Source organism: Halomicrobium sp. HArcht3-1, assembly GCF_058933345.1.
Map to the genome: position 1 here is coordinate 42,076 of NZ_JBZYDM010000001.1, position 13,697 is coordinate 55,772.

Annotated in this window: 14 protein-coding genes; 4 read left to right on the forward strand and 10 right to left on the reverse strand. The window is 63.5% G+C overall.

Annotated elements, in window-relative coordinates; translation table 11 throughout:
* Positions 1-176 precede the first annotated feature (176 nt).
* From AC5FRW_RS00220 to AC5FRW_RS00240, 5 genes are all read right to left on the reverse strand, one after another.
* Entirely contained in the window at positions 177-1,058 is an 882-nt protein-coding gene (locus AC5FRW_RS00220) for a hypothetical protein (RefSeq protein WP_493566400.1), read from the reverse strand.
* 45 nt (positions 1,059-1,103) lie between these two features.
* Entirely contained in the window at positions 1,104-2,213 is a 1,110-nt protein-coding gene (locus tag AC5FRW_RS00225) for a class I SAM-dependent methyltransferase (RefSeq protein ID WP_493566401.1), read from the reverse strand.
* A complete protein-coding gene (locus AC5FRW_RS00230) occupies positions 2,206-3,327 on the reverse strand; it encodes a 60S ribosomal export protein NMD3 (RefSeq protein ID WP_493566402.1) in 1,122 nt (373 codons plus the stop codon). The genes AC5FRW_RS00225 and AC5FRW_RS00230 overlap by 8 nt, the downstream gene beginning before the upstream one ends.
* Before the next feature lie 622 nt (positions 3,328-3,949).
* Positions 3,950-4,453, reverse strand: coding sequence for a TspO/MBR family protein (locus AC5FRW_RS00235; RefSeq protein ID WP_493566403.1), 504 nt, complete (start codon positions 4,451-4,453; stop codon positions 3,950-3,952).
* Positions 4,454-4,517: 64 nt separating this feature from the next.
* Entirely contained in the window at positions 4,518-5,411 is an 894-nt protein-coding gene (locus AC5FRW_RS00240) for an NAD-dependent epimerase/dehydratase family protein (RefSeq protein WP_493566404.1), read from the reverse strand.
* 133 nt (positions 5,412-5,544) lie between these two features.
* Between AC5FRW_RS00240 and htpX the strand changes: the two genes are divergently transcribed.
* The 4 genes from htpX (at position 5,545) to AC5FRW_RS00260 (ending at position 8,918) form a co-directional block, all read left to right on the forward strand.
* Entirely contained in the window at positions 5,545-6,423 is an 879-nt protein-coding gene (gene htpX / locus AC5FRW_RS00245; protein WP_493566405.1) for a zinc metalloprotease HtpX, read from the forward strand.
* An 84-nt stretch (positions 6,424-6,507) separates the two neighbouring features.
* Positions 6,508-6,759: a DUF8151 family protein gene (locus tag AC5FRW_RS00250; RefSeq protein WP_493566406.1), complete on the forward strand. Its 252-nt coding sequence runs from the start codon at positions 6,508-6,510 to the stop codon at positions 6,757-6,759.
* Between the two features lie 61 nt (positions 6,760-6,820).
* Positions 6,821-7,678: a M48 family metalloprotease gene (locus tag AC5FRW_RS00255; protein WP_493566407.1), complete on the forward strand. Its 858-nt coding sequence runs from the start codon at positions 6,821-6,823 to the stop codon at positions 7,676-7,678.
* A gap of 316 nt (positions 7,679-7,994) precedes the next feature.
* Positions 7,995-8,918: a HEAT repeat domain-containing protein gene (locus tag AC5FRW_RS00260; protein ID WP_493566408.1), complete on the forward strand. Its 924-nt coding sequence runs from the start codon at positions 7,995-7,997 to the stop codon at positions 8,916-8,918.
* A gap of 205 nt (positions 8,919-9,123) precedes the next feature.
* On the opposite strand, the gene AC5FRW_RS00265 is transcribed toward AC5FRW_RS00260, so the two are convergent.
* From AC5FRW_RS00265 to AC5FRW_RS00285, 5 genes are all read right to left on the reverse strand, one after another.
* Complete coding sequence (locus AC5FRW_RS00265; RefSeq protein ID WP_493566409.1) at positions 9,124-9,360, reverse strand: hypothetical protein; 237 nt, start codon at positions 9,358-9,360, stop codon at positions 9,124-9,126.
* Positions 9,361-9,492: 132 nt separating this feature from the next.
* The gene (locus AC5FRW_RS00270) at positions 9,493-10,548 is read right to left on the reverse strand and encodes an oligopeptide/dipeptide ABC transporter ATP-binding protein (RefSeq protein WP_493566410.1); all 1,056 of its coding nucleotides are present in this window, start codon (positions 10,546-10,548) and stop codon (positions 9,493-9,495) included.
* Positions 10,548-11,624: an ABC transporter ATP-binding protein gene (locus AC5FRW_RS00275; RefSeq protein ID WP_493566411.1), complete on the reverse strand. Its 1,077-nt coding sequence runs from the start codon at positions 11,622-11,624 to the stop codon at positions 10,548-10,550. Before AC5FRW_RS00275 ends, AC5FRW_RS00270 begins: the two co-directional genes overlap by 1 nt.
* Complete coding sequence (locus AC5FRW_RS00280; protein WP_493566940.1) at positions 11,625-12,650, reverse strand: ABC transporter permease; 1,026 nt, start codon at positions 12,648-12,650, stop codon at positions 11,625-11,627.
* Positions 12,637-13,644, reverse strand: coding sequence for an ABC transporter permease (locus AC5FRW_RS00285; RefSeq protein WP_493566412.1), 1,008 nt, complete (start codon positions 13,642-13,644; stop codon positions 12,637-12,639). Before AC5FRW_RS00285 ends, AC5FRW_RS00280 begins: the two co-directional genes overlap by 14 nt.
* Between the last annotated feature and the right edge of the window lie 53 nt (positions 13,645-13,697).

Sequence of the window (13,697 nt, forward strand, 5' to 3'; positions counted from 1 at the left end):
GTGGAGAGACGGGTCCCGAACCCCCGGCGCTACTCGTCCGTGACCTCGTTAGAGTGCTGACCCGACCGCGAGTGCGATCGGTGAGCCGATCATCAGCACCACGAAGATGATCGCGATGATCTGCTGTCGATCCATACCAGCCATTGTTCGGCCGGTGGGATAGGCGTTTCGAGCGCTCACTCCGACAGGTCCGGTGGGTACTGTAGATCGACCCAGTATACCGTGCCGTCGTAGCGTGTGAGCCAGTCGCCACCGTACTCGTCGCTATCGACCGCGTCGTGAGCGCGGAATCGATCGATCAGCGACCGGAAGGCGTCGGTCGTCTCGTCGGGATAGTAGTTCTCTTCGATGGCCGTCTCGACGATGTCACGCTCCGCGTCCGAGAGTCCCGAGAGTGTGAACAGATGGGTCTCGCGGAGTTGCGCGCCCAGATCGGCGGCGCTTTCGGCGACCTGCTCGGCGCTGTACTCGTAGGTGTTGACCGTCACCTCGCGATTCGCCTCGACTTCGAGGCGATAGACCGCGCTGTCGTGCCTGACGCCGTCGTACTGCCCGTCGATGAGGACGCTCTCGGCGTCCTCCGGGTATCGGTATGTCCGTCCTATATCGACCCCGTCGTTGTCGGGCACGTCCTCTTCTGGCGGAATGAGTCCGCCAATCGCGTTCCGGTCGGCCTCGGGCAGGTCCGCGTAGTCGATCACCGACGACGGCGGTTCCGCCGGGTCGTAGTCGATCCGAACGTCGTACAGCGTCTCGGTGTGGCTGTCGACGACTTCGTGGGTGATCCGGTAGTACGCGCCCTCGTACTCGACTGGTCGGTCGCGGTCGTACGGTGGACGCGTCCCTTCCCGGGTCGGGGATTCGCCGGCGATGGCGGCGTCGAGCAGTGCTTTTCTCTCGGGCGGTAATCCTTCGGTTTCGGCGGCGTACCGGTCTGCGATGGCGGCGTCGGTCGTCATTTCGCCCATCGTGAGCGTCCCGTTCGTGGGGTGGGCACAGCCGGCGAGCGCGATGGGGAGGGCGGTCGCGGCGGTCGCGAGGAAAGTACGGCGGCGCATACTGATCGACGTTCGAGACCCGGTGAATATTTTGTGGTCGCCCGCTCACTCGATCCGGGCGTCGACGACGACGTGGGCGACGCCTTCGCTGTAGCCCTTGACCCGGCGGGTGTCGAGCACGTCGACGGAGCGGCCGGCAGCGCCAGCGGCGCCTTCGAGACGGCTGATCGGTCGGTCGAAGACCAGCGCCTCGGGGGTCGCTTCGTGGAGATGGATCGTCCCGCCCGCCCGCAGCGCCACGAGTGCCGCGTCGAGGTAGTCGTGGGCCTCGTAGTAGCCCATCACGACCCGGTCGACGGGGTCGTCGGCCAGTTCCGGGGCAACGTCCCGGCAGTCTGCCCGATAGGGGTGGACCCGGTCGTCGACGTCGTTGAGGCGGACGTTCTCGATCAGGTAGCGAAAGGAGTCGGGGTTGCGTTCGACGGCGGTGACGTGTGCGCCAGCGCGGGCCATCGGGAGCGTGAAGTAGCCGATGCCGGCGAACATATCCAGCACGCGCTCACCCTCGCTCGCGTGTCGCGTCGCTCCCGCTCGCCCCTCCGAGGCCCCCGTCTCGCTTCGCTCGTCGCGCGCCTCGCGCACGATCTCGCCCATCCGCGCCCGCTCGGCCTTGTTCCCCGGCGAGAACATCACTTGCGACAGGTCGAGTGCGTACGCCGTCCCGTGTTCGTGGTGGATGGTTTCCGTATCGCCGGTGCCGGCCAGTACCTCCACTTCGGGCTCGCGGTGGTCGCCCGTGATCGGCCCGCGAGCGAGGACGGTGTCGGCCCCGCCGTGGACCTGCAAGAGCGCCTCACCTACCTCTTCGGGCCGGGGCGCGTCGCCTATGTCGACGAGGACGACGCTGCCGATGACGGCCCACGACGACGGTGCCCGGTCCAGTTCCGCGTCGGTCCACCCCATCTCGTGGAGGTAGTCGTCTAGCTCGCGAAGTCTCGGTTCGCCGACCTGCCGGACGACATCCCGTACCGAGAGGTCGGCAGGGACGCTGGTGACTGGGACGGCGACGCTGTCCTCGTCCCACGGCTGGACGGTCCGGCTGTCGTCGTAGGCACCCGCAGCCTGTAATCGGTCGATGACCGTCTGGGCGCGGGACTGATCGACGACGACGCCGAGTCGCTGGTCGTCGTCGGTCACCGACTGTTCCTCACTCATCGCTCTCGTCGGGCAGGACGTGCAGCCCTTCGCGGTGTTTGAGCACCGGTAGCTCGTCGGCGTCGGGGTCGACGTAGTCGGGCCGGGGAACGGTCTTTGACTCGTAGGTTTCGGGATCGAGCACCTGTACCGCGTTCTCGTCTTCGACCGCGACGAGCGTCGTCTCCGCGGCGTCTTCGCGGGCACCCAGTCGTCGCGCATCGGGTGCGTCGGCGTCCTCGAAGGAGGCCTCGAAGTCCTCGCCAGTGGCGAGACGTGTCCCCTTGAGGTTGCCCTGTACGGACCGAACGAGGACGGGGCCGTCGCCGTCCTCGGGATCGATGATCTCGCCCGGCCGGTAGCGGGGCAGACGGATCGCGTAGGTGACCCGGTACACTTCGTTGCCGTCGGAATCCTCCGTGACGAGCGTCTCGTTGTCGGTGAACGACCCGCCGAGTTCGGTGGTGATCTGGCGCGAGACTTTCATCCCGATCTTGTTGGTCGAGACCTTGATGTTCACGCCCTCTTCGGGTTCGGTGATCTCCGTGACGAACGCCTCGCGGTCGCCGGTCGCTTCCATCGCATCGACGACTTCGTGGGCGATTGCTTTCGCCCGCTCGGCCTCCTCGTCCGTGGGGGTGCGCTCGTCGGCCCGGACCTGCACCGTCGAGGCGTAGGACCCCCCAGCGATCTTCCCACAGCGCGTGCAGGTCTGGCGGCTGATCTTGACCGGCACGACCACTTCCTCGGTGACGGGTGTCTCCCGGATGACCCCGGAGAACTCCGCGTGCATTCGAATGTTGTTCTTGTCGACCTGCTCGGGTGCGACCTGCCACGCGATCGAGTGGGCGTCGACGTGGATGCCGAGCGCCTCGCTTACTTCGTCGACGGCGATGTCGGTGTAATCCTCCGCGCCAACGTCGACCCACCGATTGCCCCGGTGGACCGCACCACACTGGGCGCAGACGCGGACTTCGATGCGGTCGGGCGCGTCGACGAGGTCGAACTCGTCGAAGTAGCAGGCGTCACAGAGCACGCTGTCGGGGTCGTGCTGCCCGTCGACTCCCGGCCGCTCGCGCTCGTGGTCCGGAATCTCGTCACCACAGCGCGGACAGAAGGCTCCAGAACGACTCATTGGACGCTCCTACGACGGTGCCGTGGTTATCGCTTGTGTTCTCCACTCGCTAGCAGTCGCGAACAGAACCGCTGATCCGAACGATAGCTGAAAGCCCCCGCCTCGCTCGCCAGCAGTTGCCGACACAGCAAACACCCGTGACTTCGAGTACTGAAAGCCCTCCCCTCGCTCGCGGCCGCTGGGCGGCATACCTTCGCTTCGCTCAGATAGTGGCCGCCCAGCGACTCCCCTTCGGCGCGATCGTGGCTCGCCCTTTCAGTCCGCCAGGGACTGAACCGCAACCGCGGCCCTGCCCTCCCCCAGGTCGCGCGCTGAACCGCGCTCCCGGCCACGGTGGTGCGGTCAGGAAGCGTGATTCGCCCGACAGGGCGAATCCGGGGAGGGGTGGGGGTACGTTCGCGAGCGCGCTCCGTCGCGCGAGCACCACTATGCTGTCCTGGTGGAGTGAACGGGCGAGAGCCGTCTGGCCGGTTCTGCGCGGGCACTATTCGAACGACCGCAGGGAGCGAGAATATCTTGCACAGAACCGGCCAGCGGATCGAGGGCGTTCAGTTGTGAGTGGAGGATACGTTTCGGGAGCGGATCGAGGGCGTTCAGTGACAGTCGACACAATCACCAGACGCTAATTCAGCACGACGAACCGATAGTTCAGCACCGTCGCAAAGAGCACCCACGCGAGATAGGGGACCAGCAAGGCCGCGGCCCGACGGTCCACCCGGTCGAAGGCCCAGATGGTCGGCACCAGTACGACCACGAGGATGGCGATCACGACCAGTGCGGCCAGCGGCATCTGCAGTGTAAAAAACGTCGGCGTCCACGCGATGTTGAAGACGAACTGTAGCCCGAACAGTCCCAGCGCGACCTGCACTCGCCGGTCGTCGAGTCCTTCCCGCGCCACCAGAAAGACGGCCACGCCCAGCAGCGTAAAGAGAAGCGTCCAGACGACGCCAAACGCCCACGTCGGCGGGTAGATAGCGGGCTTGACGAGGGCGTCGAACCACGCCGAATCGGGACCGCCCAGCACCGCCGGGAGACCGCCGAGGAGGTTCACGAGGACGATCAGACCGAGCACTCGCAGGAGGTCGCGGCGGTCGAAGCCATCGGGTGTGGCGTCGGCGAGGGACATACCGATCGTACGAGCGACAGGTGCAAAGCGGTTGTGCCGGTTCGCCCGGACTGCTCCGGTGGGCCTACTGCGCCGACCCGGCACCCAGAGCGAAGTCCGGCCCGGCAACGTCCTCCTCGGCGGCCTCGCGCCAGGAGTGGGTGGGCTCCCAGTCGAGCATCGACTGGGCTTTGGCGCTGGACATGGCCGTTTGCTCGCCTTCCAGCGTACAGTCGTCGGGTACCTCGCCGAACCACGCTTCGACCAGTTCGACAGTCGGCTGGCCGGCCCAGTTGTCGGCGGCGGCGATCAGGAACGGTTCGTGACCACCGAGATCGGCGTCCATGGCGGCGACGACGCTGTCGACGATGTCACGCACGTCGACGTAGCTCCAGAGGTTGCCATCGCCGTGCTCGGTCGGGTCCTGCTCCTGACACAGGTACTCGCCGGGGTACTGGATCCACGAGGGGCGGATCGAGGCCACGTCGATGCCGTCCCGTCGCGTGACCATCTTCGCGATCTCCTCGCCGACGACCTTGGAGGTGCCGTAGGGGTCCTCCGGGCGCATCGGGTGGGTCTCGTCGATAGGCAGGAAGTCGGGTAGGGGCGTCTCGTCGGCGAAGGGGAGGCCGTAGGCGCTTTCGGATGAGGCCCAGACCACGTCCGCGCCGACCCGGCCAGCGGCGTCTATGACGTTGTATGCGCCCATGACGTTGTTCTCGAAGACGTGGCCGCCGGCGTGGTCCAGCGGGTGCGGGATCGCGCCCCAGTGGACCACCTTGTCGGGACCGAACTCGTGAACGAGGTCGAACACGTCGCCCTTCTCGGTCAGGTCGGCCTGCCGGGCGTCGATCGCGGGGTCGTCCACGTCGCTGACCGCCTGATCCACACACAGGATGTCGTGGCCGTCGGCCGCGAGACGATCGACGATCCAGCGACCCGAGCGGCCGAAGCCACCGGTAACGAGAATGCGAGACATACACCTGCCGTTGTTCCTCGCCCGTGATAAAGCCGGCACCCGACTCCGACTCCAGTGTTCCGTTCGTGTGGCGTGTCACCACGCTGCGGGCAGTCGAACAACCCTTTTACTCGCCAGGCTCATACGATCGCTCATGCAGTGGAAAACAGACTGGGGCCTGCGCGGCCGCATGATCCTGACGATGTTCCTCCTCTTCGCGCTGTACATCGTCTTCGTCGCCGTGATGACCCAGACTCGCTTCTTCGGCGTCGCGATCCTGGGGATGGGCGTGTTCTTGCTCGCGCAGTTCTTCTTCAGCGACAAGCTCGCGCTGTACTCGATGGGGGCCAAAGAGGTCAGCCCCGACGAGTACCCCGATCTCCATCGGTCGCTGGATCGGCTCTCCCAGCAGGCCGACCTCCCCAAACCGAAGGTCGCCGTCGCGGACTCCCGGGTTCCGAATGCCTTCGCGACCGGACGCTCGAAGAAAAGCTCGGCCGTCGCCGTCACGACGGGCCTCCTCCAGACACTCGATCAGGAGGAACTGGAGGGCGTACTGGCCCACGAACTCGCTCACATCAAGAACCGCGACGTGATGGTGATGACCATCGCCTCGTTCCTCTCGACGATCGCCTTCCTCGTCGTCCGCTGGGGCTGGCTGTTCTCGGGTGGCCGGGATCGTGGCGGGAACGGCGGTGCGCCCGTCATCGTCGCGATCCTCGTCTCGCTGGTCGTCTGGATCGTCTCGTTCCTGTTGATCCGGGCGCTCAGCCGCTACCGCGAGTTCGCGGCCGACCGCGGGGGCGCGTCGATCACGGGCAAGCCCTCGGCGCTCGCGACGGCGCTGATGAAGATCGACGGCCGGATGGACAAGGTCCCCAAGGAGGACATGCGCGATCAGGCCGAGATGAACGCCTTCTTCATCATCCCGATCCGCTCGGGGTTCATCGGGAAGCTGTTCAGCACGCACCCCTCGACCGAGAAACGCATCGAACGACTGCAGGACCTCGAACGGGAACTCGAAGGTCTCTAGACGGGGATCGCCCCAGCCGTCGGACGTGCGACCACCCACCGTGCAACCGTAAAGGATTCATCGGTGACCGATCTATCGCTGCTGATGAAGTCATCTCTGCTCGAACTGGCACCGGAACTCCTCGAACTCGCCTTTTTCGCCGTGAGTAGCGTCGTTCTGACGGTCGTCGGGGCGCTCATCGAGCAGTTCGCGCTCGCGACGGCACAGAGTGGCGATCTGAAGATCGGTCTCTGGGCGGCCATCATCGGAACGGTCGCACTCTACGTGGCGTTTCTCCTCGCGACCCGGCAGTTCCCCGCGAAACTGACCGCCGTTCGGACCCAACTGGCGGACTAGACGAGGCGGAGACGATCCGTACGACCATTGATTATTTTACACGTCCGGCCGACGTTCCAGTATGGTCCGCCCTGATTCCCTCCGGGCCCGCATGGTGGCCGCCCTCGCGCTCTCCGTGCTGGGATACGGTGCCCTCGTCTGGATCGTCGTGTGGGTCCTGCCCGACCAGTTGGCGGTGCTCGTCGGCTGTGTGCTTGCCGCCGCCCTCGTCGTTATGGTCCACGAGGCCGACCGACTCGCCTACGTCCTGACAGACGCCGTCTCGATCGATCACGACCAGCATCCCACGGCCTACCGGACGTTGCATCGCCTCGCCCAGCAGATCGGCATCACCACGCCCGCGCTGGCTGTGATCCCGACTGACGAACCCAACGCCGTCACGGCCGGTCGGGGCGACCGCGCCGTCGTCTGTGTGACGCTCGGGCTACTGAAACGCCTCGACGACGACGAACTCGAAGCCGTGCTCGCCCACGAGGTCGCCCACATCGCCAACGGCGACTCGGCGGTGATGACCGTCGCTAGCTTCCCGGCGACAGTCGGGGCCGTGTTGTTCTCGGTGTCACGGCGGGCCTTCGGCTTGAAGGCGTTCTTGCTTGGCTTCCTGTTCGTGCCGCTGTATCTCGCCGTGCTCGCCCTGCCGCTCCTGCTCGTGAGTCTCCCCGGGACGGTCGTCCTCTCGCGGTCCCGTGAATACGCGGCCGACCGTGCCGGTGCGGCACTGACTGGTGACCCGACGACACTCGCACTCGCGCTTGGGACGATCCACGAGGCCGACCGACCACCCGAGACCGACCTGCGCCGGATCGCCGGCCTCTCTGCGTTCGCCATCGTCCCGCCCGCCACGTCGCTGCTTCCGCTGTCGGTACACCCACCGACGGCCGAGCGGATCCGCCGACTCAAGTCGATGGCAGCGGAATAATACGTTGTCTCGCCCACGCCCGAATGAATAGAGATGCAATCCATGTCTTCTGCAACTCGATTTCCTCAGAAGTCTATAGATAGGTCTATTAAAGCTACAATCGGACCATAAATGTGATCTTATAGCAATATCCTCGGTCGAAAACTCTAAATAGAGGTATTAATGGCCTTGTTTACACATCTGGCTGCATTATCTGTCCCCACCTTTCCCTCTGCTGTACATCTATCGCCACGGTTTCGATATGGTCTCCGTTCTCGTGACCGGCTTATCTGGCGTATCGCCATCGTTAACTGGGACACTCTCCAGACGTTTGCTAATGAGTGACCCGTACGCACACGAGATCATGTCGACCGATCCCGAGACGGTGTCGCCCGAACAAGTGTCGTCGGAGACGCTTCGGTCGGCACTCGGCCACGAGGAGAACCTCGTCCGCACACGCGGATCGCGAGTCGCTGCCGCCATCGTCGACGAGGACCCCGCACTGGTCGCCGAACACACGTCGTTGCTCATCGAGAGCCTCGATCACGAGCGGACGAACGTCGTCGTCCACAGCGCGCTCACGCTCGCTAGTCTCGTCGAGACGGCCCCCGACAAGGCCGCCGAGGCCGTCGGTCCGATCGTCGACCTGCTCGATGAAGACCCGCCGATCATCCAGACCGCTGCAAGCCAGTTCGTACGCATGTCGATCACGGAGGCACCGGAGACCTTCGTCTCACACGTCGACCAGCTCGTCGAGCGGACGCTCCAGGAATCGGACGAAGTCGTTCCCGAGGAAGCCATCGATTCGGCCGGGGACGAGACCCGCCAGGAGCTCATGCAGGATGTCAACGAAGACGAAGGGAAGCGCCAGTGGGCGACGCGTCTCGTCGCAGCGAACATGATCGCCGAACTGGCGACTGTCGAACCGACCGCCGTCGCACCGTACGTCGACGACCTCGCCACCGTGCTTGATCCCGACAGCGACAACGTTGGCCTCACGACGACCGTTGCAAACATCCTCACCAGTGTCGCCGAACACGATGCTGAACTGGCCGCGGACACTGTCGATCCGCTGATCGCGGTTCTCGGACACTACGACCAACCGACCGTCGCAACCGCCGTGACGGCGCTTGGCTTCATCGAAGACCCGGCCGCCATCGAACCGCTACGGGCGCTCGCCGACGACGACGACCGGGATGAAGACCTGCGCGATCTGGCAGCCGAGACCGCCACGTTCATCGAACAGCAGACTTCCGAGTAGCGCCGGCCAGCCGATCGTCTTTTCGCTCGTTGCTCCGTGTCGATCAGTTCACCGACGGACGGCCGAGCCGCTCTCATTTCGGTGCTCGCCGCCGTCTCGCCACGAGATGGGACGACACTCGTCTCATACGGCTTATTGTAGCGATGTACCGGTGATCGTTGCCACGAGGTAGACGAACACCGGTACGCAACGACAATAAACCGTCTCAGTACGTCTCGTTCTCCCGGCGCGTACACGTGTAAAAACCAAAGAACGCGATGCTACCCGACACCCCGAGCACTGCGACGTTGATCATCGAGATGAGATACGACGACGTCCCCGGCTGACCGGCGACGAGACCGACGAGTGCGAGCAAGAGCAAGAAGATGTGCACCATCACGAGGAGCCAAATATGAGATCGGTAGGCACAGATGACCTTCCAGAACGATTCGAGACGCGCCATATCAATCGATGCAACTGGACCGACAAGAGTCTTGCTTTGACGTGAACGCCGTCCGACCGAAGTATCAACGGCAATCGAATCTACCGTCAGCGCAGTCGCGCCCGATCCGTGTCGGACCGCTCTCGACGCTCGTCAGTCGGTGAGTTCCGCGCTCTCCCAGTAGGCGTGGTCGTCTTCCTCACGGAAGCACTTGACGCGCTGGCTGCCGGTGTCGTACGTCTGTGGGTCCGTCTGTTTACAGGCCTCTCGGGCTTCTGGACAGCGGGTGTGGAAGTTACAGCCTGCCGGCGGATCGACCGGGTCCGGGATGTCGATCTTACGCATCGGGAGATCACCCGCATCCTGCATCGAGAGGTCCGGGGTCGCCCATCGGAGCACGTTCGTGTAAGGGTGGCGTGGATCCTGCACGATGGCGTCCGCGTAGCCGATCTCTGCAAGCTGACCGAGATACATCACGCCGATACGCCCACCGCTGTGGGCGGTGAAGTAGCGTGCGTTCGAGAGGTCGTGACTGATGAACACGTACGAGGTGTCGAACTCGTCCTGGAGTTCGAGCATCAGATCCATCATCTCGACGCGTAGACTCACGTCCAGCGCGCTGATCGCCTCGTCGGCGAGGATCACGTCCGGGTTCATCAACAGGGCACGACACAGCGCCACGCGCTGTTGTTCCCCGCCCGATAGCTGATGAGGGTACCGCTCTGCGAAGTCGGCCGCCGGCGTCATTCCGACCCGCTCAAGTAGCGCGTAGATACGTTCGCGCTTTTCCTGTTTCGCAAGGTCGGGACTGACCTGTCGCAGCGGCTCAGAGAGGATCGAGATGAGCCGTCGGTTCGGGTTCAGTGCTGCCCCGGGGTCCTGATGGATGATCTGCAGGGACGTACGGATGTCGTCCCACGACAGATCGGTATTGGCTTTCCCGTCGCGGATGTCCCAGATGTCGTGCCCGCGATACTTGACTGAGCCACTGGTCGGCCGCTGCAGCCCGATCGAGGTCTTTCCGAGCGTGGTCTTCCCACAGCCCGACTCGCCGACGAGCGCGATCACGTCGCGCTCGTGGATGTCCAGTGAGACGCCGTCGACTGCTCTGACGACTTCCGTCTCAGCGCCGAAATCGAGCAGCGACGGTTTGTTCTCGAAGTGCACTTCGACGTCTTCGAGACTGAGGACGACTTCGTCGCCCGGCATCAGTTCTCACCTCCCGATCGCGCGGCGTCACCGAGATTCTCGGAGTAGTTGAGCGTGATCTCTTCGCGGGCTTCTTCCCAGTGGTGACACGCCGAGTCGTGATGCTCACTGACCGTATAGCCGTCAGGCTCGACGGACCGACACTGCTCGTCGGCCAGCGGACATCGTGGATGGTACGCACAGCCGTCCGGGACGTTGATCGGTGCCGGCTGTGACCCGGGGATCGGCACCATCTCCTCGATCGGTGCGTCGAGGTTCGGCGTCGAGTTGAGCAACGCCCGCGTGTAGGGGTGGGCCGCCCGCTCGACGATCTCCTCGGTCTTCCCGATCTCGATGGGATGGAAGGCGTACATGATCGCGAGCCGATCTGCAAGCGCCGCGATCAGCGGGAGGTCGTGCGTGATAAAGACCATCGTCAGATCGTACTTCTCTTTGAGCTCACGAAGCAGCCGAAGGATCGAGCGCTGCATCAGCAGGTCCAGTGCCGCCGTCGGCTCGTCCATCACCAGCACTTCCGGTTCGAGCACCAGCGACAGTGCGATCAACGCACGCTGTTGCATCCCACCGGAGAGTTCGTGCGGATAGGAGTTCAGCACCCGGTCCGGTTCGAGATACAGGTCTTCGAGGAGCTGGCGAGCGAACGCCATCCCCTCCTCGACGTTGGCATCGTGGGCCGAGAGAGTCTCCTTGAAGTGCCCGCCGACACGCATCGTCGGATTGAACGAACTCATCGCTCCCTGGAACACCATCGAAATCTCTTCCCAGCGGAGCTTCCGTAGCTCTTCTTTGCTCAGGTCGAGCACGTCGATCGGTTCGCCGTTACTCGGATTGTACGTGACCTGCCCGCGCAGCACGCCCGGGTCGGGGATCGAGTCGAGCATCGACTCGGCGAGCATGGATTTGCCGGATCCGCTCTCGCCGATGACGCCGATGACTTCGTGTCGGTGGACGTCGAGCGAGACGTGATCGAGGACGTAGGAGTCCCCGTCGTCGTACGTGACTGATGCGTTTCTGATCTCGACGACTGGATCGTCTGCGTCCGGCTCTCGTGTTTCGGTAGATACTGCTTGTGCCATCTAGATACCTCCACTCTGTGTGACGGATTCGTCTTCCGCTTCGACAGACTCGGATTCGCCGGCCATCCGAGTCCGGACGCGGGGATTGAAGATTCGATCGAGTCCCTGTGCGAGCAACACCATCGACAGCGACAGCAGCGCGATCGGGATCATCGGCACGATGACGAGGTACTCCGAGCCACTCCCGACGAGTGCGCTGTAGTTGTTGTACGCCTGGTCGAGCTGGAGACCCCAGTTCGCCAGATTGGACGGCAACACGCCGAGGTAGTACAGGGCGACTGCCGAGAAGATGCAGTATCTGGCTGCGAAGGCGAAGTTGACCAGAATGTACGGCATCAGGTTCGGAATGATGTCTTTGGTCAGGATCCGTCGCGTACTCACGCCCATCGTCCGTGAGGCTTCGACGTAGGACTCCTCGCGGAGGGTGAGCACCTGTGACCGGATCGCACGACCCAGCCCGGACCAGTAGTTGATCGTCAGCAGAACGCCCACGACCGCCGGGTTACTCGGATTGATCGTCACGGCTAGCACCATGACGAGCGGGAGACCGGGGATCGACATCGCGATGTCGGTAACCGTCGTAATGACGCGGTCGGTCGTGCCACCCTTGTAGCCAGCGAGTGTGCCAGTGATCACTGCCACGAAGGTCGCGAACACTGCACCGGCAGTGACCAGTAGCAGCATCGACGGCGTCGCGTGGATCACCTGCGACAGCAGGTCCGTTCCCGAGGGGTTCGATCCCAGCGGGGCATCCATCGTCTCGAACGGCTTGAGCCGCCGGTCGACCTGGTTCGTCACCGGAGCGGGATACAGCCGGGTACCGACCAGCGCGATGAAGATGAAGACGAACAGCAGCGCCCCACCGATCAGCGTTCGCGAGTCGTCGATCGCGACCAGCCCCGGCTTGTAGATAAACTCCTCGTAGAAGTCCCGGAGCCGTTCGCTCGTCGAGACCTCTACCGTCGAGGTCTGTGTTTCGAAGATGAACTCTTCACCGTGGTCTGTCTCTGAATCAGTAGGCTTCACTTGCATCACCCGATTGAACCCGCGGATCGACCAGTGAGTAGGTCAGGTCGGCGATCAGTACAGCGATCACCAGCATGATCGTAAACACGAGGAACACACCCATCAGCACCGAGTAGTCTTGCACCTCTAGGGCCTCGTACATGAGGAATCCAATTCCCCGGTAGCTAAACACCTGTTCGAGGACGACCGAGTTCCCGATGTTGAAACCGATCAGCGTCAGGAAGCCAGTGTACATCGGCAGGACCGCGTTTCGACCGACGTAGCGCGTCGAGATGCGTAAGTCAGAGAGGCCCCGAAGCCTGGCGACGCGGACGTAGTCTTCACCCAGCACCTGAATACTGTTCCCACGCATCGACAGCATGTTCAGGCCGGTCTGAGTGACGACGACCGAGATGATCGGCAGTGCTGCGTGATAGAGGACATCCACGAGGAAGCTAAACTCCAGGCGAGGGTCGGTCAGCGGCGGTAGCCGACCGGTGGCCGGGAAGATCCTGTTCTGATACGCCAGGAACATCAGGAGGACGAACGCGAAGACGTAGAACGGGATCGATCCCAGTGCTACACCTACCACCGACGAAACCTTGTCGAACAGACTGCCTTCGAGATACGCTGCCACTGCCCCCCAGATGATGGCGAGTGACATCAACAGGATGGTCGCAGTCCCCATGACGAACACCGTCCACGGCAGTGCCTCGGCAATCAGACTGCTGACTGGCTCAGCCTGTTGCAGTGACATACCGAGATCCCCCTGTGCCAGATTGCCGATGTAGTTGATGTATTGTTCGTGGAGCGGCGCGTCAACGAGACCGAGACGATCTCTGTACGATTCGAGCCGTGCATCGATCGTTGCCTGGTCCAACCCTTGCTGTGCCAATCTCGCTTCCAGTTGCGCCAGCGGTCCACCTGGCATCAGCCTGAGCATGCCAAATGTTAGTGTGACCGCAGCCCACACCGTTAACACGGATCGGGCTAGTCGTTCCACATAGTATCGCATACACGAATTCTAATGCTTCTCGTAAATATGAATTGCGGTTACGATTCATGGCC